The sequence below is a fragment of the Mesorhizobium sp. WSM4898 genome, from assembly GCF_029625845.1.
In the GTDB taxonomy this organism is placed as follows: Bacteria; Pseudomonadota; Alphaproteobacteria; order Rhizobiales; family Rhizobiaceae; genus Mesorhizobium.
Genome location: NZ_JARTVQ010000002.1, coordinates 287,758 through 309,541, shown reverse-complemented (window position 1 = coordinate 309,541; position 21,784 = coordinate 287,758). Strand labels below are relative to the sequence as shown.

19 protein-coding genes are annotated in these 21,784 nt (G+C 63.6%); all 19 read left to right on the top strand.

The annotated features are described in order from the left end of the window. Nucleotides 1-7 precede the first annotated feature (7 nt). The 19 genes from P9228_RS08935 (at nt 8) to P9228_RS08845 (ending at nt 21,565) form a co-directional block, all read left to right on the top strand. Nucleotides 8-1,198, top strand: coding sequence for an NADH-quinone oxidoreductase subunit D (locus tag P9228_RS08935; RefSeq protein ID WP_095779761.1), 1,191 nt, complete (start codon nt 8-10; stop codon nt 1,196-1,198). Next, the gene (locus P9228_RS08930; protein WP_095801983.1) at nt 1,199-2,503 is read left to right on the top strand and encodes an NADH-quinone oxidoreductase subunit E; all 1,305 of its coding nucleotides are present in this window, start codon (nt 1,199-1,201) and stop codon (nt 2,501-2,503) included. Between the two features lie 10 nt (nt 2,504-2,513). Further along, complete coding sequence (gene nuoF / locus P9228_RS08925; RefSeq protein WP_066998771.1) at nt 2,514-3,818, top strand: NADH-quinone oxidoreductase subunit NuoF; 1,305 nt, start codon at nt 2,514-2,516, stop codon at nt 3,816-3,818. Nucleotides 3,819-3,890: 72 nt separating this feature from the next. Beyond that, complete coding sequence (locus P9228_RS08920; RefSeq protein ID WP_095826205.1) at nt 3,891-4,571, top strand: NADH-ubiquinone dehydrogenase; 681 nt, start codon at nt 3,891-3,893, stop codon at nt 4,569-4,571. 72 nt (nt 4,572-4,643) lie between these two features. After that, nucleotides 4,644-6,725, top strand: a complete 2,082-nt coding sequence (nuoG, locus tag P9228_RS08915; protein ID WP_278053061.1) for an NADH-quinone oxidoreductase subunit NuoG — start codon at nt 4,644-4,646, stop codon at nt 6,723-6,725. 2 nt (nt 6,726-6,727) lie between these two features. After that, a complete protein-coding gene (gene nuoH, locus P9228_RS08910; protein ID WP_066998780.1) occupies nt 6,728-7,771 on the top strand; it encodes an NADH-quinone oxidoreductase subunit NuoH in 1,044 nt (347 codons plus the stop codon). Beyond that, a complete protein-coding gene (gene nuoI, locus P9228_RS08905; protein ID WP_066998784.1) occupies nt 7,771-8,262 on the top strand; it encodes an NADH-quinone oxidoreductase subunit NuoI in 492 nt (163 codons plus the stop codon). The genes nuoH and nuoI overlap by 1 nt, the downstream gene beginning before the upstream one ends. A 236-nt stretch (nt 8,263-8,498) precedes the next feature. Beyond that, a complete protein-coding gene (locus P9228_RS08900; RefSeq protein ID WP_066998787.1) occupies nt 8,499-9,119 on the top strand; it encodes an NADH-quinone oxidoreductase subunit J in 621 nt (206 codons plus the stop codon). 1 nt (nt 9,120) lies between these two features. Further along, nucleotides 9,121-9,429, top strand: a complete 309-nt coding sequence (gene nuoK, locus P9228_RS08895) for an NADH-quinone oxidoreductase subunit NuoK (RefSeq protein WP_066998791.1) — start codon at nt 9,121-9,123, stop codon at nt 9,427-9,429. An 11-nt stretch (nt 9,430-9,440) separates the two neighbouring features. Further along, on the top strand, nt 9,441-11,414 hold the full coding sequence (nuoL, locus tag P9228_RS08890) for an NADH-quinone oxidoreductase subunit L (RefSeq protein ID WP_095826202.1): 1,974 nt from the start codon (nt 9,441-9,443) through the stop codon (nt 11,412-11,414). After that, nucleotides 11,414-12,919 (top strand): NADH-quinone oxidoreductase subunit M, encoded by a 1,506-nt coding sequence (locus P9228_RS08885; protein ID WP_095826201.1) that lies wholly within the window; start codon nt 11,414-11,416, stop codon nt 12,917-12,919. The genes nuoL and P9228_RS08885 overlap by 1 nt, the downstream gene beginning before the upstream one ends. A 13-nt stretch (nt 12,920-12,932) precedes the next feature. Further along, nucleotides 12,933-14,369 carry an NADH-quinone oxidoreductase subunit NuoN gene (gene nuoN / locus P9228_RS08880; RefSeq protein WP_095829778.1) on the top strand — a complete coding sequence of 479 codons (1,437 nt, stop codon included), beginning with the start codon at nt 12,933-12,935 and terminating at the stop codon, nt 14,367-14,369. A gap of 4 nt (nt 14,370-14,373) precedes the next feature. Next, entirely contained in the window at nt 14,374-15,195 is an 822-nt protein-coding gene (locus tag P9228_RS08875) for a biotin--[acetyl-CoA-carboxylase] ligase (RefSeq protein WP_067329185.1), read from the top strand. 49 nt (nt 15,196-15,244) lie between these two features. Then, entirely contained in the window at nt 15,245-16,915 is a 1,671-nt protein-coding gene (locus P9228_RS08870; protein WP_095801977.1) for a ribonuclease J, read from the top strand. A 100-nt stretch (nt 16,916-17,015) separates the two neighbouring features. Next, a complete protein-coding gene (gene mce, locus P9228_RS08865; protein ID WP_095826197.1) occupies nt 17,016-17,420 on the top strand; it encodes a methylmalonyl-CoA epimerase in 405 nt (134 codons plus the stop codon). Further along, entirely contained in the window at nt 17,417-17,701 is a 285-nt protein-coding gene (locus tag P9228_RS08860) for a DUF1467 family protein (RefSeq protein ID WP_067001240.1), read from the top strand. The genes mce and P9228_RS08860 overlap by 4 nt, the downstream gene beginning before the upstream one ends. Before the next feature lie 575 nt (nt 17,702-18,276). Continuing rightward, entirely contained in the window at nt 18,277-19,602 is a 1,326-nt protein-coding gene (gene proS, locus P9228_RS08855) for a proline--tRNA ligase (protein WP_095802024.1), read from the top strand. Continuing rightward, on the top strand, nt 19,602-20,885 hold the full coding sequence (locus tag P9228_RS08850; protein WP_067001237.1) for a lipoprotein-releasing ABC transporter permease subunit: 1,284 nt from the start codon (nt 19,602-19,604) through the stop codon (nt 20,883-20,885). Before proS ends, P9228_RS08850 begins: the two co-directional genes overlap by 1 nt. Beyond that, nucleotides 20,882-21,565 (top strand): ABC transporter ATP-binding protein, encoded by a 684-nt coding sequence (locus tag P9228_RS08845; protein WP_197507520.1) that lies wholly within the window; start codon nt 20,882-20,884, stop codon nt 21,563-21,565. The genes P9228_RS08850 and P9228_RS08845 overlap by 4 nt, the downstream gene beginning before the upstream one ends. The last annotated feature ends 219 nt before the right edge of the window (nt 21,566-21,784 follow it).

Sequence of the window (21,784 nt, the reverse complement as noted above, 5' to 3'; positions counted from 1 at the left end):
CGCCACAATGGCTGAAACCTCCGTCCGCAATTTTAACATTAACTTTGGGCCTCAACACCCTGCTGCGCACGGCGTTTTGCGTCTCGTGCTGGAGCTGGACGGCGAGGTGGTCGACCGCGTCGATCCGCATATCGGCCTGCTGCATCGCGGTACCGAGAAGCTGATCGAGGCCAAGACCTATCTGCAGGCGGTGCCCTATCTCGATCGGCTCGACTATTGCGCGCCGATGAACCAGGAGCATGCCTTCGCGCTCGCGGCCGAGCGCCTGCTCGGCATCGAGGTGCCGAAGCGCGGCCAGCTGATCCGCGTGCTCTATTCCGAAATGGGCCGCATCATGTCGCACATCCTCAATGTGACGACGCAGGCGATGGACGTCGGCGCGCTGACGCCGCCTCTGTGGGGCTTCGTCGAGCGCGAGAAGCTGATGGTGTTTTATGAGCGCGCCTCCGGCTCGCGCATGCATGCGGCCTACTTCCGGCCAGGCGGCGTGCATCAGGACCTGCCGCAGAAGCTGATCGAGGATATCGGCAAGTGGATCGATCCGTTCCTGAAGTCGGTCGACGACCTTGACGCCTTGCTCACCGGCAACCGCATCTTCAAGCAGCGCAATGTCGACATCGGCACGGTGTCGCTCGCCGACGCCTGGGCCTGGGGTTTTTCGGGCGTGATGGTGCGCGGCTCGGGCGCGGCCTGGGACCTGCGCAAGGCGCAGCCTTATGAATGCTATTCCGAGATGGATTTCGACATCCCGATCGGCAAGAACGGCGACTGCTACGACCGTTATCTCGTGCGCATGGAAGAGATGCGCCAGTCGGCGAAGATCATGCGCCAGTGCGTCGATCTGCTGCTCGGCAAGGAAAGCGGTGGCCCGGTATCGAACCTCGACGGCAAGGTGGTGCCGCCGAAGCGCGCGGCGATGAAGCGCTCGATGGAAGCGCTCATCCATCACTTCAAACTCTACACCGAGGGCTACCGCGTGCCGGCCGGCGAGGTCTATGCGGCTGTCGAGGCGCCGAAGGGCGAGTTCGGCGTCTATCTCGTCTCCGACGGCACCAACAAGCCCTATCGCTGCAAGCTGCGCGCGCCGGGTTTTGCGCATCTGCAGGCCATGGATTTCCTGTGCCGCGGCCACATGCTGGCCGACGTCACCGCCGTGCTTGGCTCCCTCGACATCGTGTTTGGTGAGGTCGATCGCTAAATGTCAGTCCGCCGTCTCGCAGATGCCAGCGTCCAGCCAGCCTCCTTCGCCTTCAACGAGGCGAACGCTGCGGCGGCGCAGCAGTGGATCGCCAAATATCCGAAGGGACGCGAGCAGTCGGCCATCATCCCATTGCTCATGATCGCTCAGGAACAGGAAGGCTGGGTGACGAAAGCGGCGATCGAGACGATCTCGGATATGCTCGGCATGCCGCGCATCCGCGGCCTCGAGGTCGCCACCTTCTACACGCAATACCAGCTCAATCCGGTCGGCACCCGCGCCCATATCCAGGTCTGCGGCACCACGCCCTGCATGCTGCGCGGCTCGGAAGCGCTGATGGATGTGTGCCGGTCTAAGATCCATCACGACCAGTTCCATACCAACGACAGGGGCACGCTGTCGTGGGAGGAAGTCGAATGCCTCGGCGCCTGCGTCAACGCGCCGATGGTCATGATCTTCAAGGACACGTTCGAAGACCTGACGCCGGAGCGCCTTGCCGAGATCATCGATCTCTATGAAGCCGGCAAAGGCGCCGAGGTGAAGCCCGGTCCGCAGAACGGCCGCATCGGTTCGGAGCCGGCCACGGGCCTGACGACGCTGAAGAGCGAGAAGGCAATCCTGAAATCCACCCGCGACAAGGAAGCCAAGGCCGCCGCGAAGGCAGCCAGACAAGCCGCTGCCGCAGCGCCGGCTACTGCATCCGCCGCCGTCGTCTCGCAGGCGCCTGCCGCGCCGCCCTCGGCCCCTGTCGGGCCATCGAAATCCGGCAAGCCGAAAACCGACGCGCCCGAAACCAGTCCGGCACTAAGGACACCGTCGCCGGTCAAGGTTTCGCCCGCCACCGAGAAGGCGGCCAGCGTCAGGGCGCCGCGCCACTCCGCAGCCAATGCCAACCAGGCTTCTCCGGAAGTCGAGGCGGTTTCGAAGCCGCGCAGCGGGCCGAAGGCCAAGGCCGAGCCGGCGTCCGCCTTCAAGTCGCCGGAAGCGAAGCAGCCTGCGACCAAGACGGCCAAGCCTTCGCTCGAGGACAAGAACCGCCCGGCCGGGATCGCGCGTCCGGCAACGGTCGACGATCTGAAGCTGATCTCCGGTGTCGGTCCGAAGATCGAAGGCGTCCTGCATTCGCTTGGCATTTATACTTTCGCGCAGGTCTCTGCGTGGAGGAAGGCCGAGCGCGAATGGGTCGACGGCTATCTCAATTTCCGCGGCCGTATCGAGCGCGACGACTGGGCGAAGCAGGCCAAGGCGCTCGCCAAGGGCGGCGTCGCCGAGTACATCCGCGTCTTCGGCAAGAAGCCGGTCTGAGGGACGAACAATGCTTCAGGACAAAGACCGCATCTTCACCAACATCTACGGCCTCTTCGACAAGTCGCTGGCCGGAGCGCAGGCGCGCGGCATGTGGGACGATACACCCGGCCTGATCGCCAAGGGACGCGACTGGATCATCAACGAAATGAAGGCAAGCGGCCTGCGCGGCCGTGGCGGCGCCGGCTTCCCGACCGGCCTGAAATGGTCGTTCATGCCCAAGCAGAGCGATGGCCGGCCGAGCTATCTCGTCATCAATGCCGACGAATCCGAGCCTGGCACCTGCAAGGACCGTGACATTCTGCGCAACGATCCGCATACGCTGGTCGAGGGCGCGCTGGTCGCCGGTTTCGCCATGGGCGCGGTCGCTGCTTACATCTATGTGCGCGGCGAGTTCATCCGCGAGCGCGAGGCGCTGCAGCGCGCCATCGACGAGGCTTATGCGGCCAAGCTCATCGGCAAGAACAACACCTCCGGCTACGACTTCGACGTCTATATGCACCACGGCGCCGGCGCCTATATTTGCGGCGAGGAGACGGCGCTGCTCGAAAGTCTCGAGGGCAAGAAGGGCCAGCCGCGACTGAAGCCGCCATTCCCGGCCAATGTCGGCCTTTATGGCTGCCCGACCACGGTCAACAACGTCGAATCCATCGCCGTGGCGCCGACGATCCTGCGCCGGGGTGCTGCCTGGTTCTCGTCCTTCGGCCGGCCGAACAATGCCGGCACCAAGCTCTTCTGCGTGTCCGGGCACGTCAACAATCCGTGCACCTTCGAAGAGGCGATGTCGATCCCGTTCCGCGAACTGATCGAGACGCATTGCGGCGGCATTCGCGGCGGCTGGGACAATCTGCTCGCGGTCATCCCGGGCGGCGCTTCGGTGCCGCTGGTGCCGGCCGAGCAGATCATCGACGCGCCGATGGATTTCGATGCATTGCGCGACCTCAAATCCGGCCTCGGCACTGCGGCTGTCATCGTCATGGACAAGTCGACCGATATCGTGAAGGCGATCGCCAGGCTTTCCTACTTCTACAAGCATGAGAGCTGCGGCCAGTGCACGCCGTGCCGCGAAGGCACCGGCTGGATGTGGCGGGTGATGGAACGGCTGGTGCGCGGCGAAGCGCAGAAGCGCGAGATCGACATGCTGCTCGATGTCACCAAGCAGGTGGAAGGTCACACGATCTGCGCGCTGGGCGATGCCGCGGCCTGGCCGATCCAGGGCCTGATGCGGCATTTCCGTGGCGAGGTGGAGCGCCGCATCGACGAGTTTTCGCGCAACGCGCACCGGGTCGAGCCGGTGATGGCGGCGGCGGAATAGATTTGCAAGACGGGCATTGCCCGGGACGGAAAGCAGGGGCGGGGCGTACGAAGAAACGACCAGGAGATGTCTATGGCGCCGTATTCGATAGCCTACCCGCTGATGCCTTATTTGGACGAACTCGAGAAGATGAACCCGGACCTGACCAAGATGATGCCGAGGGAGATGGCCAGCGCCGTCAACCTGATGGCGCATCCTGTCGCGGGCGTGGCTGCACTATCGGCGGTAGGCATCGGTTTCGCCAACCATGCCCTGGGTGTCTGGGTGGGCGCGTTCTCCGGCGCCGTCGAAGCCTCGCAGCGCATGCTCCAGCCGTTCCTCGACGATCTCGAGGCGCGGACCGAAGCCGCCAACAATTCGTCCAAGGCGCGCAAGGCGACCGAGACGCTGATCGCCGAGGCGCAGACCTTCGCCAGGGATGTGACCGACATCGCGGCGAACGCCAGCGCTGAGAAGGCGCTCGACGCGAGAGGCGACACGGTAGCCGGAACGGCCGCGACCGGTCTGATGCCGGAAGATTTCAGGCAGCCCAAGGCGATCGACAAGCCGGCAAAGCCGTCCGACCTGAAGGCGATATCGGGCATCGGGCCGAAGCTGGAGAAGGTGCTGAATGGTCTTGGCATCTGGTCCTACGACCAGATCGCTGCCTGGACCGCGGAAGAGATCGCCTGGGTCGAGGATTACCTGTCGCTCGCCGGCCGCGTCGGCCGCGACGACTGGACTGGCCAAGCGGCGGCGCTGGCCGCCAAATAGTGAGATGAAATGCCGGGCGCAGTCGCGCCCCGGAACGAAAGATTGCGGGAAATCCGCGAGGGTTTGAGGCGAATGGCAAAGCTCAAGGTCGACGGGAAAGAGATCACGGTACCCGACCATTACACGCTGCTGCAGGCGGCCGAGGACGCCGGCGCGGAAGTGCCGCGCTTCTGCTTCCATGAGCGGTTGTCCATCGCCGGCAATTGCCGCATGTGCCTGATCGAGGTGAAGGGTGGCCCGCCCAAGCCGCAGGCCTCCTGCGCCATGAGCGTGCGCGACCTGCGCCCCGGCCCGAACGGCGAAGCGCCGGAAATCTTCACCAACACGCCGATGGTCAAGAAGGCCCGCGAAGGCGTGATGGAGTTCCTGCTGATCAACCATCCGCTGGATTGCCCGATCTGCGACCAGGGCGGCGAGTGCGACTTGCAGGACCAGGCGATGGCCTTCGGCGTCGACTCCTCGCGCTACCATGAGAACAAGCGGGCGGTCGAAGACAAGTATATCGGTCCGCTGGTCAAGACGGTGATGAACCGCTGCATCCACTGCACGCGCTGCGTCCGCTTCACCACCGAAGTCGCCGGCATCTCCGAACTCGGCCTGATCGGCCGCGGCGAGGATGCCGAGATCACCACCTATCTCGAACAGGCGATGACCTCGGAGCTCCAGGGCAACGTCATCGATCTTTGCCCGGTCGGCGCGCTGACCTCCAAGCCGTTCGCCTTCCAGGCGCGGCCGTGGGAGCTGACCAAGACGGAGTCGATCGACGTCATGGACGCCGTCGGCTCGGCGATCCGCGTCGATAGCCGCGGCCGCGAGGTGATGCGCATCCTGCCGCGCGTCAACGAGGCCGTGAACGAGGAGTGGATCTCGGACAAGACGCGCTTCATCTGGGATGGCCTGCGCACCCAGCGCCTCGATCGTCCCTACGTTCGCAAGAACGGCAAGCTTGCTCCGGCAAGCTGGGCGGAAGCCTTCGCGGCGATCAAGGACGAGGTGTCGAAGACCGCCCCTGAGCGCGTCGGCGCGATCGCCGGCGACCTCGCCGCGGTCGAGGAAATCTATGCGCTCAAGCTTTTGATGGCGGCGCTCGGCTCCAAGAACATCGACTGCCGCCAGGACGGCGCTGCGCTCGATCCGTCGCTCGGCCGCGCGAGCTACATCTTCAATCCGACCATCGAAGGCATCGAGCAGGCCGACGCGGTGCTGATCGTCGGCGCCAATCCGCGCTTCGAGGCTTCGGTGCTCAACGCCCGCATCCGCAAGCGCTGGCGCGTCGGCAACCTGCCGATCGGCGTCATCGGCGAGATCGGCGACACGCGCTATGACTACGAGCTCATCGGCGCCGGCCCAGAATCCTTGAAGGACTTGGCCGACGGCAACGGCAAGTTCTTCGAGGTGCTGAAGAATGCAGCGCATCCGCTGATCATCGTCGGCCAGGGCGCCCTGGCGCGCTCGGACGGCGCGGCAGTGCTCGGCCAGGCGGCAAGGCTGGCGATGGCCGTCAATGCCGTCACGGCCGAGTGGAACGGCTTCGCGGTGCTGCACAACGCGGCGGCCAGAGTCGGCGGGCTCGACGTCGGCTTCGTGCCGGGCGAGGGCGGCAAGAATGTCGCCGGCATGCTGGGCGCGACGGATCTCCTGTTCCTGCTTGGCGCCGACGAGATCGACATGGCCAAGACCGGCGGCGCCTTCGTCGTCTATATCGGCACGCATGGCGATGTGGGCGCACACCGCGCCAATGTCATCCTGCCGGCTGCTGCCTACACCGAAAAGTCCGGCACCTATGTGAACACGGAAGGCCGCGTGCAGCAGACCAACCGCGCCGGTTTCGCCCCGGGCGAAGCGCGCGAGGACTGGGCGATCCTGCGGGCGCTGTCGGATGTGCTCGGCAAGAAGCTGCCGTTCGATTCGCTGGCGCAGCTGCGCGCGAAGCTCTATGGCGAATACCCCCATCTTGCCCGCGTCGATCATGTCGCGGCGGGCAGCGCCGACGGCGTTGCCAGGGCGGCGAAGCTCGGCGGACGCTTGAACAAGGGCACCTTCACCTCGCCGGTGAAGGACTTCTATCTCACCAACCCGATCGCGCGGGCCTCGGCCGTGATGGCTGAGTGCTCGGCGCTGGCCAAGAGCGGCTTCAAGCAGGCGGCGGAATAAGCATGGACACCTTCTTTTCCTTCTACGTGCTGCCGGCGCTGCTGATCCTGTTGAAGTCGGTCGTGCTGATCGTCGTTCTTTTGATCTTTGTGGCTTACGTGCTTTATGCCGACCGCAAGATCTGGGCTGCGGTGCAGCTGCGCCGCGGCCCGAACGTGGTCGGTCCCTGGGGCACGCTGCAGGCCTTCGCCGACCTTTTGAAATTCGTCTTCAAGGAGCCGGTGATCCCGTCGGGCGCCAACAAGGGCGTCTTCCTGCTGGCGCCGCTGGTCTCAGCCGTGCTCGCGATCTCGGCCTGGGCGGTCATTCCGGTCAATCAAGGCTGGGCTATTGCTAACATCAATGTCGGCATCCTTTATGTTTTCGCCATCTCCTCGCTCGAGGTCTACGGCGTGATCATGGGCGGCTGGGCGTCGAACTCGAAATATCCGTTCCTGGGCGCGCTGCGCTCAGCCGCGCAGATGGTGTCCTACGAGGTGTCGATCGGCTTCGTCATCGTCACCGTGCTGCTTTGCGTCGGCTCGCTCAACCTCTCCGACATCGTGCTCTCGCAGCAGGATGGCCTCGGCACCAAGCTCGGCCTGCCCAACACCTTCCTCGACTGGCATTGGCTGTCGCTGTTCCCGATGTTCATCGTGTTCTTCATCTCGGCGCTGGCCGAGACGAACCGTCCGCCCTTCGATCTGGTGGAAGCGGAATCGGAACTCGTCGCCGGACACATGGTCGAATATTCGTCGACGCCGTTCCTGCTCTTCTTCCTGGGCGAGTACGTCGCCGTCGTCCTGATGTGCGCGCTGGCCACCATCCTGTTCCTCGGCGGCTGGCTGCCACCGTTCGATTTCGCGCCCTTCACCTGGGTGCCGGGCCTGATCTGGTTCGTGCTCAAGGTCTGCCTGGTGTTCTTCATGTTCTCGATGGTGAAGGCGTTTGTGCCGCGCTACCGCTATGATCAGCTGATGCGGCTAGGCTGGAAGGTCTTCCTGCCGATCTCGCTGTTCATGGTCGTCGCCACCGCGGCCTTCCTCAAGATCACGGGGTTTGCGTGATGTCCGCTCTTGCCCAAGCCGCAAAGGCCCTGTTGCTGAAGGATTTCGTCAGCGCCTTCTTCCTGTCGATGCGCCAGTTCGTTGCGCCGAAGGAGACGATCAACTATCCGCACGAGAAGGGACCGACCAGCCCGCGCTTCCGCGGCGAGCACGCGCTGCGCCGCTACCCCAATGGGGAGGAGCGCTGCATCGCCTGCAAGCTTTGCGAGGCGATCTGTCCGGCACAGGCGATCACCATCGAAGCCGGCCCGCGCCGCAACGACGGTACGCGGCGCACCGTGCGCTACGATATCGACATGGTGAAGTGCATCTATTGCGGCTTCTGCCAGGAAGCCTGCCCGGTCGACGCCATCGTCGAGGGGCCGAATTTCGAATTCGCGACCGAGACGCGCGAGGAGCTTTACTACAACAAGGAAAAGCTGCTCGCGAACGGCGATCGCTGGGAGCGTGAGCTGGCGCGCAACATCGCGTTGGACGCGCCCTATCGCTGAGATTTGACGCATGGACGGGGCGAGGGCCTCGTCCAAAGGATGGTCCCCGAAAAGTTGCAGACTTTCGGACCAGATCATCCTCCGGAATGAAAAGAGTGTCGCATGTTTCTTTCGATCGGGTCTTTCAACCCGATCGGAACATGCGATAGGAACACGCAACTTTGCCAGCCGGAGGCGGCGGCGACATCGAGCAGGGGCGCTGAGCCAGTGTTCGGACAGGAACCCGAGGGAACCCCATGCTGAGTGGACTAGAGGCGGTCTTTTTCTACCTCTTCGCCTTTATCGCCGTGGCGTCGGCTTTCATGGTCATTTCGTCGCGCAACCCTGTGCATTCCGTGCTGTTCCTGATCCTCACCTTCTTCAATGCCGCTGGCCTGTTCATGCTGACCGGCGCCGAGTTCCTGGCGATGATCCTGCTCGTCGTCTATGTCGGCGCGGTGATGGTGCTGTTCCTGTTCGTCGTCATGATGCTCGACGTCGACTTCGCGGAGATGAAGCAGGGCGCGCTGCAATATGCGCCGATCGGCGCGCTGGTCGGGCTGATCCTGGCGGCGGAGCTGATCGTCGTGCTCGGCGGCTACAGCTTCGCGCCGCAGCTTGCCTCGACGGTGGCCAAGGCAACGCCGGACCTCGCCGCGCGCTCCAACACGGCGGCGCTCGGCGACATCCTCTACACGGACTATCTCTATTATTTCCAGATCGCCGGCCTCGTGCTTCTGGTCGCCATGATCGGTGCCATCGTGCTGACGCTGCGCCACAAGGAAGGCGTCAAGCGGCAGTCGATCGCCGCGCAGGTCGGCCGCACGCCGGCAACGGGCATGGAAATCCGCAAGGTCAAGTCGGGCGAGGGTATCTGAGATGGTCGTCGGCATCGCGCATTATCTGACCGTATCGGCGATCCTGTTCACGCTCGGCGTGTTCGGCATCTTTTTGAACCGCCGCAACATCATCGTCATCCTGATGTCGATCGAGCTGATCCTGCTCGCGGTCAACATCAACTTCGTCGCCTTCTCGGCGGCGCTGCATGACCTCGTAGGGCAGGTATTCGCCCTGTTCGTGCTGACGGTCGCCGCGGCGGAGGCCGCGATCGGACTTGCCATTCTTGTCGTCTTCTTCCGCAACCGCGGCTCGATAGCGGTCGAAGACGTGAACCAGATGAAGGGTTGACGGGAACAACCATGTACCAGGCCATCGTCTTCCTTCCGCTGCTCGGCTTCCTGATTGTCGGCCTGTTCGGCAATTCGCTCGGCGCCAAGGCATCCGAATACATCACTTCCGGCTTCCTGGTGATCGCGGCGGTGCTGTCGTGGATCGCCTTCTTCACCGTCGGCTTCGGCCATGGCGAAGTGTTCACCGTGCCGGTGCTGCGCTGGATCCAGGCGGGCGGGCTCGACGTCGCCTGGGCGCTCAGGATCGACACACTGACGGTGGTGATGCTGGTCGTCGTCAACACCGTGTCGGCGCTGGTCCATATCTATTCGATCGGCTACATGCACCACGATCCGAACCGGCCGCGCTTCTTCGCCTATCTGTCGCTGTTCACCTTCGCGATGCTGATGCTGGTGACGGCTGACAATCTGGTGCAGATGTTCTTCGGCTGGGAAGGCGTCGGCCTCGCCTCCTATCTGCTGATCGGCTTCTGGTACAAGAAGCCCTCCGCCAACGCCGCGGCGATCAAGGCCTTCGTCGTCAACCGCGTCGGCGACTTCGGCTTCGCGCTCGGCATCTTCGGCGTCTTCGTGCTGTTCGGCTCGGTCAATCTCGGCACAGTCTTTGCCAACGCAGCCTCCTTCCTTCCGGCCGAAGGCGCGCCGGAGGGCGCCGCGGTGCTCACCTTCCTCGGCCATGCGCTCGACAAGCACACGGCGCTAACGGTGGTCTGCCTGCTGCTGTTCATGGGCGCCATGGGCAAGTCGGCGCAGGTGCCGCTGCACACCTGGCTGCCCGATGCCATGGAAGGCCCGACGCCCGTCTCGGCGCTGATCCATGCCGCGACCATGGTGACGGCCGGCGTGTTCATGCTGGCGAGGCTCTCGCCGCTGTTCGAGCTGTCGCATTCGGCGCTGACCGTCGTCACCTTCATCGGCGCCTTCACCGCCTTCTTCGCGGCCACCGTCGGCCTTGTCCAGAACGATATCAAGCGCGTCATCGCCTATTCGACCTGCTCGCAGCTCGGCTATATGTTCGTGGCGCTCGGCGTCGGCGCCTATGGCGCGGCGATCTTCCATCTATTCACGCATGCCTTCTTCAAGGCGCTGCTCTTCCTCGGCTCGGGCTCGGTCATCCACGCCGTCTCCGACGAGCAGGACATGCGCCTGATGGGCGGGTTGAGGACGCTCATCCCCAAGACGTACTGGATGATGGTGATCGGCACCCTGGCGCTGACCGGCGTCGGGATCCCGGCGACGGTGATCGGCACCGCCGGCTTCTTCTCCAAGGACGCCATCATCGAAGCGTCCTTTGCCAGCCACAACGCGGTCGCGGGCTTTGCCTTCGTGCTGCTCGTGATCGCCGCCGCCTTCACAAGCTTCTATTCCTGGCGGCTGATCTTCATGACCTTCCACGGCGAGCCGCGCGCCAGCCACGAGGTCATGCATCACGTGCATGAATCGCCGCCGGTGATGCTGGTGCCGCTCTACGTGCTGGCTGCCGGCGCGCTGTTTGCCGGCATCATCTTCCACGGCGCCTTCATCGGCGAGGGCTATGCCGAGTTCTGGAAGGCCTCGCTGTTCACGCTGCCGGACAACCACATCCTGCACGAGATCCACGAATTGCCGTTGTGGGTGGAACTGGCTCCGTTCATCGCCATGGTCATCGGCTTTGCGGTCGCGTGGAAGTTCTACATCCGCTCGCCGGAACTGCCCCGGAGCGTCGCCGCCAACCATCGCCTGCTCTACGGCTTCCTGCTCAACAAATGGTATTTCGACGAGCTCTACGACTTCCTTTTCGTGCGGCCGGCGAAGCGCCTCGGCCGGTTCCTATGGAAGACGGGTGACGGCGCCATCATCGATGGGCTCGGCCCCGACGGCATCTCGGCGCGCGTCGTCGACGTCACCAACCGCGTCGTCAAATTGCAGACCGGCTACCTCTACCACTATGCCTTCGCCATGCTGATCGGCGTGGCCGCTCTCGTCACCTGGATGATGCTCTGATGACCGACTGGCCAATCCTCTCGCTGGTCACCTTCCTGCCGCTGGTTGGTGTTCTGCTCATTCTGCCGATCAGCGACGACAGCGAAAACGCGCGCCGCAACATCCGCTCGATCGCCTTCATCACGACGGCGTTCACCTTCGTGGTGTCGCTGTTCATCTGGAAGGGCTTCGATAATTCGCAGGCCGGCTTCCAGTTCGTCGAGAAGCACGCCTGGCTGGATTCGGGCATCTCCTACCATATGGGCGTCGACGGCATCTCGATGCTGTTCGTCATCCTGACCACCTTCCTGATGCCGCTCTGCATCCTGGCCTCGTGGGATGCGATCGAGAAGCGCGTCAAGGCCTACATGATCGCCTTCCTGATCCTCGAGACGCTGATGATCGGCGTGTTCTGCGCGCTCGACATTGTGCTCTTCTACGTCTTCTTCGAGGGCGGCCTGATTCCGATGTTCATCATCATCGGTGTCTGGGGCGGCAAGCGGCGCGTCTATGCCTCGTTCAAGTTCTTCCTTTATACGCTTGCCGGCTCGGTGCTGATGCTGCTCGCCATCATGGCGATGTTCTTCCAGTCCGGCACGACCGACATCACCACGCTGCTGACGCATAACTTCCCGGCCAACATGCAGACCTGGCTGTGGCTCGCCTTCTTCGCCTCCTTCGCGGTGAAGATGCCGATGTGGCCGGTGCACACCTGGCTGCCCGACGCGCATGTCGAGGCGCCGACGGCGGGTTCGGTCATCCTGGCCGGCATCCTGTTGAAGATGGGCGGATACGGCTTCCTGCGCTTCTCGCTGCCGATGTTCCCGCTGGCGTCGGAGATGTTCGCGCCGCTGATCTTCACGCTCTCGGTCGTCGCCATCATCTACACCTCGCTGGTGGCGCTGATGCAGGAGGACATGAAGAAGCTCATCGCCTATTCGTCGGTCGCCCATATGGGCTTCGTCACCATGGGCATCTTCGCGATGAATCAGGAGGGCGTGCAGGGCGCGATGTTCCAGATGCTCAGCCATGGGCTCGTCTCCGGCGCGCTGTTCCTGTGCGTCGGCGTCATCTATGACCGCATGCATACGCGCGAAATCGACGCCTATGGCGGGCTGGTCAACAACATGCCGAAATACGCGACCGCGTTCATGATCTTCACCATGGCCAATGTCGGCCTGCCGGGCACCAGCGGCTTCGTCGGCGAGTTCCTGACCATGCTCGGCGTGTTTCGGGTCAACACCTGGGTGGCGTTCTTCGCCGCTACCGGCGTGATCCTGTCGGCAGCCTATGCGCTCTGGCTCTACCGCCGCGTGATCTTCGGCGCGCTGACCAAGGAGAGCCTGAAGAACCTGCTCGATCTGTCGACGCGCGAGAAGGCGATCATCTACCCGCTGGTGGTGCTGGTGATCTTCTTCGGCGTCTATCCGGCGCCTGTGTTCGATGCCACCACGCAGTCGGTCAAGGCGCTCGTCACCAACGTCACCGCATCCATCAATTCCGCGCAGACCGCGGCGGCGAACTGACCGGGGAAATACCATGACGCCGGACCTTCTCTCCAGCCTTTCGCTCTCAACGCCGGAACTGATCCTCGCCATCGGCGCGCTGGCGCTTCTGATGGTGGGTGCCTATTCGCGCTCCAACAACACCACGACGGTGACCGGGCTCGCGGTCGCGGTGCTTGTGATCGCCGGCCTCTGGCTGGCTTTCTCCGGCGGCGAGGGGTCTGCCTATGGCAGCGCTTTCGTCCAGGACTCCTTCGGCCGCTTCATGAAGATGCTGGCGCTGATCGGCTCGGCCGTCACGCTCGTCATGTCGATGCGGTTTGCCAGGCAGGAGCATTTCGACAAGTTCGAATATCCGGTGCTGATCGTGCTGTGCACGCTCGGCATGATGCTGATGATCTCGGCCAACGGCATGATCGGCCTTTATCTCGGGCTCGAGCTGCAGTCGCTGGCGATCTATGTGCTGGCGGCGATCAACCGTGACAATGTCCGCTCGACCGAGGCCGGCCTCAAATATTTTGTTCTCGGAGCGCTGTCGTCGGGCATGCTGCTCTACGGCATCTCGCTGGTCTACGGTTATACCGGCAACACCGGCTTTCACGAGATCGCGACGGCGCTGGGCAGCGGCGAACGTCAGCTCGGCCTTGTTTTCGGCCTGGTCTTCGTGCTCGCCGGCCTCGCCTTCAAGATCTCGGCGGTGCCGTTCCACATGTGGACGCCGGACGTCTATGAGGGCGCACCGACGCCGATCACCGCCTTCCTGGCCGCCGCCCCGAAGATGGCGGCGATGGCGCTGATCGTGCGCGTCACCATGGGCGCCTTCAAGCCGATCGCCGCCGACTGGCAGCAGATCGTCGTCTTCATCTCGATCGCCTCGATGGCGCTCGGCGCCTTCGCCGCGATCGGCCAGACCAACATCAAACGGCTGATGGCCTATTCCTCGATCGGTCATATGGGCTACGCGCTGGTCGGCCTTGCCGCGAACAGCCAGGCCGGCGTGCGCGGCGTGGCGATCTACATGCTGATCTATCTGGTGATGACGCTCGGCACCTTCGCCTTCATCCTCGCCATGCGGCGCAAGGAGGGCAATGTCGAGCAGATCGGCGATCTGGCGGGCCTCGCCTCGACCAATCCCATCATGGCCACCATCCTCACCATCCTGATGTTCTCGCTGGCCGGCATTCCGCCGCTCGCCGGCTTCTGGGGGAAATGGTACGTGTTCCTCGCCGCCATCAACGCGCATCTCTATGCCCTGGCGATCATCGGGGTGCTGGCTTCGGTGGTGGGCGCCTACTATTACCTGCGCATCATCAAGATCATGTGGTTCGACGAGCCTGTCGGCGGCTTTGTGCCGATGGCCAGCGAATTGCGCCTCGTGCTCGGCGTCAGCGGCGCCTTCGTGCTGTTCTATGTGCTGATCGGCGGGCCGATCGGCAGCTATGCCGAAGCCGCCGCCAAGACCTTCTTCTGACGGGATGGCATTTCGGCTGGCTCCAACCGCGGCGTCGGAGGGGTTCCGGCTCGAGGCCCATGACAGCGTCGGCTCGACCAACGCGCTGGCGCTGGAGCACGCGCGCGCGGGCGATCCGGGAAAACTCTGGGTCGTCTCGAAGAAGCAGGAAAGCGGACGCGGTCGGCGCGGCCGCGCCTGGGCGACGCCTGAAGGCAATCTGGCGGCGACGCTGCTTCTGGTTCCGAATGGCGAGCTGCGGCTCGCCGCGACGCTTGGCTTCGTCGCCGGGCTTGCATTGGCCGACGCGCTCGATGCCGTCGTCCCGCAAGGCCGGATCGCCGTTGGCCTGGACGGAGCCAGCGAAGGACGCAACCGCTTCGAGCTGAAATGGCCGAACGACGTGCTCGCCACCGGCGCCAAGCTTGCCGGCATCCTGCTGGAATCGACCCTGCTCGAAGGCGGCCGTTTCGCGGTTGCCGTCGGCATCGGCGTCAACGTCGTGGCATACCCCGAGGATCTGCCTTATCCGGCGACGTCGCTGCAGGCGCTGGGTGCCAATTGCGATGCCGAGATGCTGTTCCTGGCGCTCTCGGATGCCTGGAGCGAGAATTTCAGATTGTGGGACGACGGGCGGGGACTTAGCGCGATCAGGAAACGCTGGTTGGCGCGCGCCGCGGGGCTCGGCGGCGAGGTTGCTGTCAGAATTGACGGCAATGTGGTGCGCGGCGTCTTCGAAACCATTGACGAGGACTGCCGTTTCGTGATCCGCGACGATGACGGAACTGTTTTGACGATCGCGGCCGGCGACGTGCATTTCGGCGCGGTCGCGTCGGCCCGTCTTTGACGACTTGATTTGATTGGCTTGGCCTGACTGGCCAGGAAGGAAAGGATTTATGGCGAATACTGAGAACGCCGAACTCGTCTTCGCGCCGCTCGGCGGCGTCGGCGAGATCGGCATGAACTTCGCCCTCTATGGCTACGGGCCCGCGGACGCGCGCGAATGGATCGTAGTCGATGTCGGAGTCACATTTCCGGACAGCGCGCATCCGGGCGTCGATCTGATCCTGCCCGACACACGCTTCATCGAGGAGAACCTCGACGGCTTGCGCGGCGTGGTCGTAACCCATGCGCATGAGGACCATTACGGCGCGCTGCTCGATATCTGGCCGAAGCTCAAAGTGCCGGTCTGGATGACGCCGTTCACCGCCGGCCTGCTGGAGGCCAAACGGCAGGGCGAGCAGAACGCGCCAAAAATCCCGGCAATGATCTACAGGGCCGGCGAGACGTTCACTATCGGGCCGTTCGAGATCGAAGCCATCCCGGTTGCGCATTCCATTCCCGAGCCGATGTCGCTGGCGATCGCTACGCCCGCCGGCACGGTAATCCACACCGGCGACTGGAAGATCGATCCGGCGCCGACGATCGGCCCCAAGACGGATGAGGCGCGCTTCCGCGCTTACGGCGACAAGGGCGTGCTGGCGCTGATCTGCGATTCCACCAATGCGCTGCGGGAAGGGGAGTCGCCGTCGGAAGTGGCGGTCGGCGAGGGCCTGAAAGGCGTCATCGAAAACGCCAAGGGCCGCGTCGCGGTCACCACCTTTTCCTCCAATGTCGGGCGCATCGTTTCGATCGCCAAGGCTGCGCGGGACGCCGGCCGCCAGTGCCTTGTGCTCGGCCGCTCGCTGAAGCGCGTGATCGATGTCGCGACCGAACTCGGCTACATGGACGGCCTGCCGGAATTCATTGCCGAGGAGGATTACGGCTATATCCCGCGCGAGAATCTGGTGGTCATCTGCACCGGCAGCCAGGGCGAGCCGCTGGCCGCACTTGCGAAGCTTTCGCGCGACGAGATGAAGTCGGTGGCGCTGACGGCCGGCGACACGGTGGTGTTTTCCTCGCGCACCATTCCCGGCAACGAGAAGGCGATCCTGGAGATCAAGAACCGGCTGATCGACCTCGGCATGAAGATCATCGAGGACGGCGACGCGCTGGTGCATGTCTCCGGCCATCCGCGCCGCAGCGAATTGCGGAAGATGTATGAATGGGTGCGGCCGCAGATCGGCGTGCCGGTGCACGGCGAGGCGGCGCATCTGGTGGCGCAGGGCTCGCTGATGTCGATGTCGGGCATCGGCCAGGTGGCACAGGTGCGCGACGGCGATATGCTGAGGCTCTGGCCCGGTCCGGCCACGATCATCGACCAGGTGCCGTTCGGCCGCCTCTACAAGGATGGATACTTGATCGGAACCGACCAGGCGATGGGCATACGCGACCGGCGCAAGCTGTCCTATGCCGGGCATGTCGCGGTCAACGTCGTGCTCGACGAGAAATACGAGCTAGCCGGCGATCCCGATCTGGTGGCGATCGGCGTCGCCGAGGCCGATGCCAGCGGCGAGACGCTAGAGGACCTGATGCTCGATGCGGCAATCGGCGCGGTGGACTCGATCCCCCGCCAGCGCAGAAAAGACCTCGACCTTGTGCAGGAGGCCGTGCGCCGCGCCGTCCGCGGCGCCGCCAACGAAGCCTGGGGCAAGAAGCCGCTGGTGACGGTGTTTGTCACTAGATAAGGGAGTAGGGGAGTACGGGAATAAGGGAATAAGGGAGTAGGGAATAGCAAATAGCTCGGAGTTTTTCCTACCCCCTACTCCCCTAACTTTCGGAGCGCTTATGCTCGGACGCCTAAATCATGTCGCGCTTGCCGTGCCGAACCTGGCTGCGGCGACAGCTGCGTATCGCGATACGCTGGGCGCTCGGCTGAGCGAGCCGCAGGCGCTGCCGGAACATGGCGTCACGGTTGTGTTCGTCGATGTCGGCAACACCAAGATCGAGCTGCTGGAGCCGCTGGGCGACGCTTCACCGATCGCGGCTTTCCTCGCGAAGAACCCGTCGGGCGGCATGCATCATGTCTGCTACGAGGTCGACGATATCCTCGTCGCGCGCGACCATCTCAAGGCGAGCGGCGCGCGTGTTCTCGGCGACGGCAATCCGAAGATCGGCGCGCATGGCAAGCCGGTGCTGTTCCTGCATCCCAAGGACTTCTTCGGCACGCTGGTCGAATTGGAGCAGGCATGAACTGGGTTTCCTTTGTCGCACTGTTCTTCGTCACCTGGTGGCTGGTGCTGTTCGCGGTGCTGCCCTTCAGCCTGCGCACCCAGGATGAGGACAAGGACGTGACGCTCGGCACGGTCTCGAGCGCGCCGAAGGGACCGCACATGCTGCGCGCGGCGATCCGCACGACGGTCGTCACCGCGATCGTGATCGGCATTTTCTACGGCCTGACAAGGGGGCTCGGCTTCGGCTTCGACGACATCCCGCACATCGTGCCGGACTTTACTCATACTGCCGGCCGCTAGCGCCCTGCACAGTTCCGCAAGTATTGATCAACCCGCGCCCGTGCTGGTTGAAATCGGAAGCCGACTTCCGATTTTGAGGGCTAACGCAGCATAATGCTGTTTGGCAGGTCGTGGTCCTAAGCAGATGATTGCACAAAAAAAATGCAAGGCACGAGGCCTTGCAATTTAAACGCGTCCGATCTGTTTCCGGTGTCCGGCGGCAGCGAGTAACCGCGCCTAGATCGCATCCTCCCAAGACTTTGACCGCGTAGGAGAGCAGATTTTTCTCCGCCCTCTCGGTTATCGGCGCACACTAGACCAAGGCAGGTGAAAATGTCACGAAGAATTTTGCCCCCAAATAGGCAATATCGTGCTGCACTGCACAATAGTGGGGCAGCGCTTGCTTGTGAATCGATCAAAAGGCCAGATGCGGCACTTTGGTGGCCAAAACGGGCCTTTTGATCATGCGCAGAACGCCGCAACACTTTGGAGCGCTCGGGTTTCCATTCGGTCATGAAATGGCTATGAAGCCCGGGCAAGCAGCCTCGGTTGCGCCGATTCCCCGCGCCGCCATTTTTTCATTCACGGACCAGTCCATGCGTTTGTCGCGCTACTTCCTGCCCATTCTCAAAGAAAACCCCCGTGAGGCCGAAATCGTCTCGCATCGGCTGATGCTGCGCGCCGGCATGATCCGCCAGCAGGGGCAGGGCAGCTTCTCCTGGCTGCCGCTCGGCAAGCGCGTGCTGGACAAGGTCTGCCAGATCATCCGCGAGGAGCAGAATCGAGCCGGCGCGCTGGAAATCCTGATGCCGACCATCCAGTCGGCGGATCTGTGGCGCGAGAGCGGCCGTTACAATGACTACGGCAAGGAGATGCTGCGCATCAAGGACCGGCAGGACCGCGACATGCTCTATGGTCCGACCAATGAGGAAATGGTCACCGAGATCTTCCGCGCCTACGTCAAGTCCTACAAGGACCTGCCGCTCAACCTCTATCACATCCAGTGGAAGTTCCGCGACGAGGTGCGCCCCCGCTTCGGCGTGATGCGCTCGCGCGAGTTCCTGATGAAGGACGCTTACTCCTTCGATCTCGATTTTGAAGGCGCCAGAGCCGCCTATAACCGCATGTTCGTCTCATACTTGAGGACGTTCACGCGCATGGGCCTGCAGGCCATTCCGATGCGCGCCGATACCGGCCCGATCGGCGGCGACCTCAGCCACGAGTTCATCATCCTGGCCGAGACCGGCGAGAGCCAGGTGTTCTGCGACCGCGCCTATCTGTCGCTCGACGTGCCCGGCGCGGATACGAACTTCTCCAACGATGCCGAGATCGGCGGCATCGTGACGAAATGGACGACTCCTTACGCCGCCACCGACGAGATGCATGACGAAGCGGCATGGGAGAAGGTGCCCGAAGGCGAGAGGCTCTCGGCGCGCGGCATCGAGGTCGGCCATATCTTCCATTTCGGCGAGAAGTATTCCAAGCCGATGAACGCGAAGGTCACCGGTCCCGATGGCAAGGACCATTATGCTTCGGGCGGCTCGTACGGCATCGGCCCGTCGCGGCTGGTCGCGGCAATCATCGAGGCGAGCCATGATGATAACGGCATTATTTGGCCGGAAGCGGTCGCGCCGTTCAATATCGGTCTGATCAACATGAAGGTCGGCGATGCCGAATGCGACCGCGTCTGCGACGAGCTCTACGCAGCGCTGACCTCGGCCGGCAAGGACGTGCTTTATGACGACACCGACCAGCGGCCGGGCGGCAAGTTCGCAACCGCCGACCTGATCGGTCTGCCCTGGCAGGTGATCGTCGGACCGCGCGGGGTGGCTAGCGGCGAGGTCGAGATCAAGCACCGCCGGAGCGGCGAGCGCGAGACGCTGCCGATTGCGGAGGCCCAGAAACGCCTGGGTATCGCCTGATGGGCGAGGCGGCTGCAGCTCGATCGCCGGCAGGCGCCTTTTCAGGCTTCGAGCGCATGGTGGCGTGGCGCTACCTGCGTTCGCGGCGCAAGGAGACGGTGATCTCGGTCATCGCCTCGATCTCGTTCCTCGGCATCATGCTGGGCGTCGCCACGCTGATCGTCGTCATGGCGGTGATGAACGGTTTTCGCGCCGAGCTGCTCACCCGCATCCTCGGCGTCAACGGCCATCTGATCGTGCAGCCGCTCGATTCGCCGCTGGAGGACTATGCGCAGGTGGCGAGCCGCATCAACGGCGTTGCCGGCGTCAAATACGCTATCCCGCTGATCGACGGGCAGGTGCTGGCGCAAGGTAATGTCGGCGGCGGCACCGGCGCGCTGGTGCGCGGCATTCGCGCCGAGGATCTCAACAAGATCTCGATTGTGTCCAGCAACATCAAGCAGGGCACGCTCGACGGTTTCGACACCGGCGATGGCGTGGCGATCGGCAAGCGCATGGCCGAGAATCTCGGGCTGGTGCTCGGCGACACCATCACGCTGATCTCACCCGAAGGCGACGTTACCCCGCTTGGCACCACGCCGCGCATGAAGGGCTACAAGGTGGCGGCGATCTTCGAGGTCGGCATGTCGGAATATGACAGCTCGATCGTCTACATGCCGTTTTCGGAAGCCCAGCTCTATTTCAACATGGACGGACGGGCGCAGACCATCGAGATCTATGTCGACAATCCGGACAATGTGGATGCGCTGAAGCCGTTGGTCGAGCAGGCGGCGCAGCGGCCGGTCGACCTCGTAGACTGGCGCCAGCGCAACGAGACCTTCTTCTCGGCGCTGCAGGTCGAGCGCAACGTCATGTTCATGATTCTCACGCTGATCGTGCTGGTGGCGGCGCTCAACATCATCTCCGGCCTCATCATGCTGGTGAAGGACAAGGGCCACGACATCGCGATCCTGCGCACCATGGGCGCGTCGCGCGGCGCGATCCTGCGCATTTTCCTGATGACGGGGGCTGCGATCGGGGTCACCGGCACTATCGCCGGCGTGCTGCTCGGCGTCGTCATCTGCCTCAACATCGAATCGATCCGCCAGTTCTTCTCCTGGATGACCGGCAGGATCCTGTTCAATCCCGAGCTCTATTTCCTCAGCCAGTTGCCTGCGAAGATGGACCCGCGCGAGACCACCTATGTCGTCATCATGGCGCTCACCCTGTCTTTCCTGGCCACGGTGTTTCCGGCTTGGCGCGCAGCCCGGCTCGATCCGGTCGAAGCCTTGAGGTACGAGTGATGGCCGAAGCCATTATCGAGCTTAAGGGCGTCGAGCGGCACTATATCCAGGGGCCGCGCAAGCTGACAATTCTGAACGGCGCCGACTTCTCGCTTAGGCGTGGCGAGATGGTGGCGCTGGTGGCGCCGTCGGGCACCGGCAAGTCGACGCTGCTGCATACGGCGGGGCTGCTCGAGCGGCCGGACGCCGGCGACGTGATCCTCAGCGGCCGCGCCTGTGGCCGGCTGTCGGATGACGAGCGCACGGCTATCCGCCGCAACGATGTCGGCTTCGTCTACCAGTTCCATCATCTGCTGCCGGAGTTCACCGCGCTCGAAAACATCATGATGCCGCAGCTGATCAAGGGGCTCGGCCGCAAGGAGGCATCCGAGCGGGCGGCGCAGCTTCTCGACTACATGCAGATCGGCAAGCGGGCGCAGCACCGGCCGGCCGAGCTATCCGGCGGCGAGCAGCAGCGCGTGGCGATCGCGCGCGCGGTCGCCAATGCGCCGCTGGTGCTGCTGGCCGACGAGCCTACCGGCAATCTCGACCCGGCCACCGCCTCTTACGTGTTCGATGCGCTGGAGGCGCTGGTCAGGCAGTCAGGGCTGGCGGCGCTGATCGCCACCCACAATCACGAACTGGCCTCGCGCATGGACCGGCGGGTCACGCTGGCAGAGGGCAAGGTGGTGCCGCTTTAAGGCAAGCCGATATTAGGCTGGGGCCGGCCTATCGACCGCAGCTTCTGCGCTTCCGTACTCACCTACGAACAAGTACCCGCCGTTCCGGTTCTCAAAAGCCGCCATCCTCGGCTCGGCCTGATCTCGACTTGCCCTCCGCGCGCTCAAAAGAGCCTATCGTCTCGTCAATCTTTCCTTAACCGTGCCCAAACGGATCGCCTGAATTCACTCGGCATGCCG

Excerpts from the sequence above, each read along its gene's own strand:
- nuoL (WP_095826202.1), top strand. The coding sequence starts at position 9,441 with ATGTACCAGGCCATCGTCTTCCTTCCGCTGCTCGGCTTCCTGATTGTC.
- P9228_RS08920 (WP_095826205.1), top strand. The coding sequence starts at position 3,891 with ATGGCGCCGTATTCGATAGCCTACCCGCTGATGCCTTATTTGGACGAA.
- nuoI (WP_066998784.1), top strand. The coding sequence starts at position 7,771 with ATGTCCGCTCTTGCCCAAGCCGCAAAGGCCCTGTTGCTGAAGGATTTC.
- nuoN (WP_095829778.1), top strand. The coding sequence starts at position 12,933 with ATGACGCCGGACCTTCTCTCCAGCCTTTCGCTCTCAACGCCGGAACTG.
- proS (WP_095802024.1), top strand. The coding sequence starts at position 18,277 with ATGCGTTTGTCGCGCTACTTCCTGCCCATTCTCAAAGAAAACCCCCGT.
- P9228_RS08870 (WP_095801977.1), top strand. The coding sequence starts at position 15,245 with ATGGCGAATACTGAGAACGCCGAACTCGTCTTCGCGCCGCTCGGCGGC.
- nuoG (WP_278053061.1), top strand. The coding sequence starts at position 4,644 with ATGGCAAAGCTCAAGGTCGACGGGAAAGAGATCACGGTACCCGACCAT.
- P9228_RS08900 (WP_066998787.1), top strand. The coding sequence starts at position 8,499 with ATGCTGAGTGGACTAGAGGCGGTCTTTTTCTACCTCTTCGCCTTTATC.
- P9228_RS08860 (WP_067001240.1), top strand. The coding sequence starts at position 17,417 with ATGAACTGGGTTTCCTTTGTCGCACTGTTCTTCGTCACCTGGTGGCTG.
- mce (WP_095826197.1), top strand. The coding sequence starts at position 17,016 with ATGCTCGGACGCCTAAATCATGTCGCGCTTGCCGTGCCGAACCTGGCT.
- nuoK (WP_066998791.1), top strand. The coding sequence starts at position 9,121 with ATGGTCGTCGGCATCGCGCATTATCTGACCGTATCGGCGATCCTGTTC.
- P9228_RS08930 (WP_095801983.1), top strand. The coding sequence starts at position 1,199 with ATGTCAGTCCGCCGTCTCGCAGATGCCAGCGTCCAGCCAGCCTCCTTC.
- P9228_RS08875 (WP_067329185.1), top strand. The coding sequence starts at position 14,374 with ATGGCATTTCGGCTGGCTCCAACCGCGGCGTCGGAGGGGTTCCGGCTC.
- P9228_RS08935 (WP_095779761.1), top strand. The coding sequence starts at position 8 with ATGGCTGAAACCTCCGTCCGCAATTTTAACATTAACTTTGGGCCTCAA.
- P9228_RS08850 (WP_067001237.1), top strand. The coding sequence starts at position 19,602 with ATGGGCGAGGCGGCTGCAGCTCGATCGCCGGCAGGCGCCTTTTCAGGC.
- nuoF (WP_066998771.1), top strand. The coding sequence starts at position 2,514 with ATGCTTCAGGACAAAGACCGCATCTTCACCAACATCTACGGCCTCTTC.
- nuoH (WP_066998780.1), top strand. The coding sequence starts at position 6,728 with ATGGACACCTTCTTTTCCTTCTACGTGCTGCCGGCGCTGCTGATCCTG.
- P9228_RS08885 (WP_095826201.1), top strand. The coding sequence starts at position 11,414 with ATGACCGACTGGCCAATCCTCTCGCTGGTCACCTTCCTGCCGCTGGTT.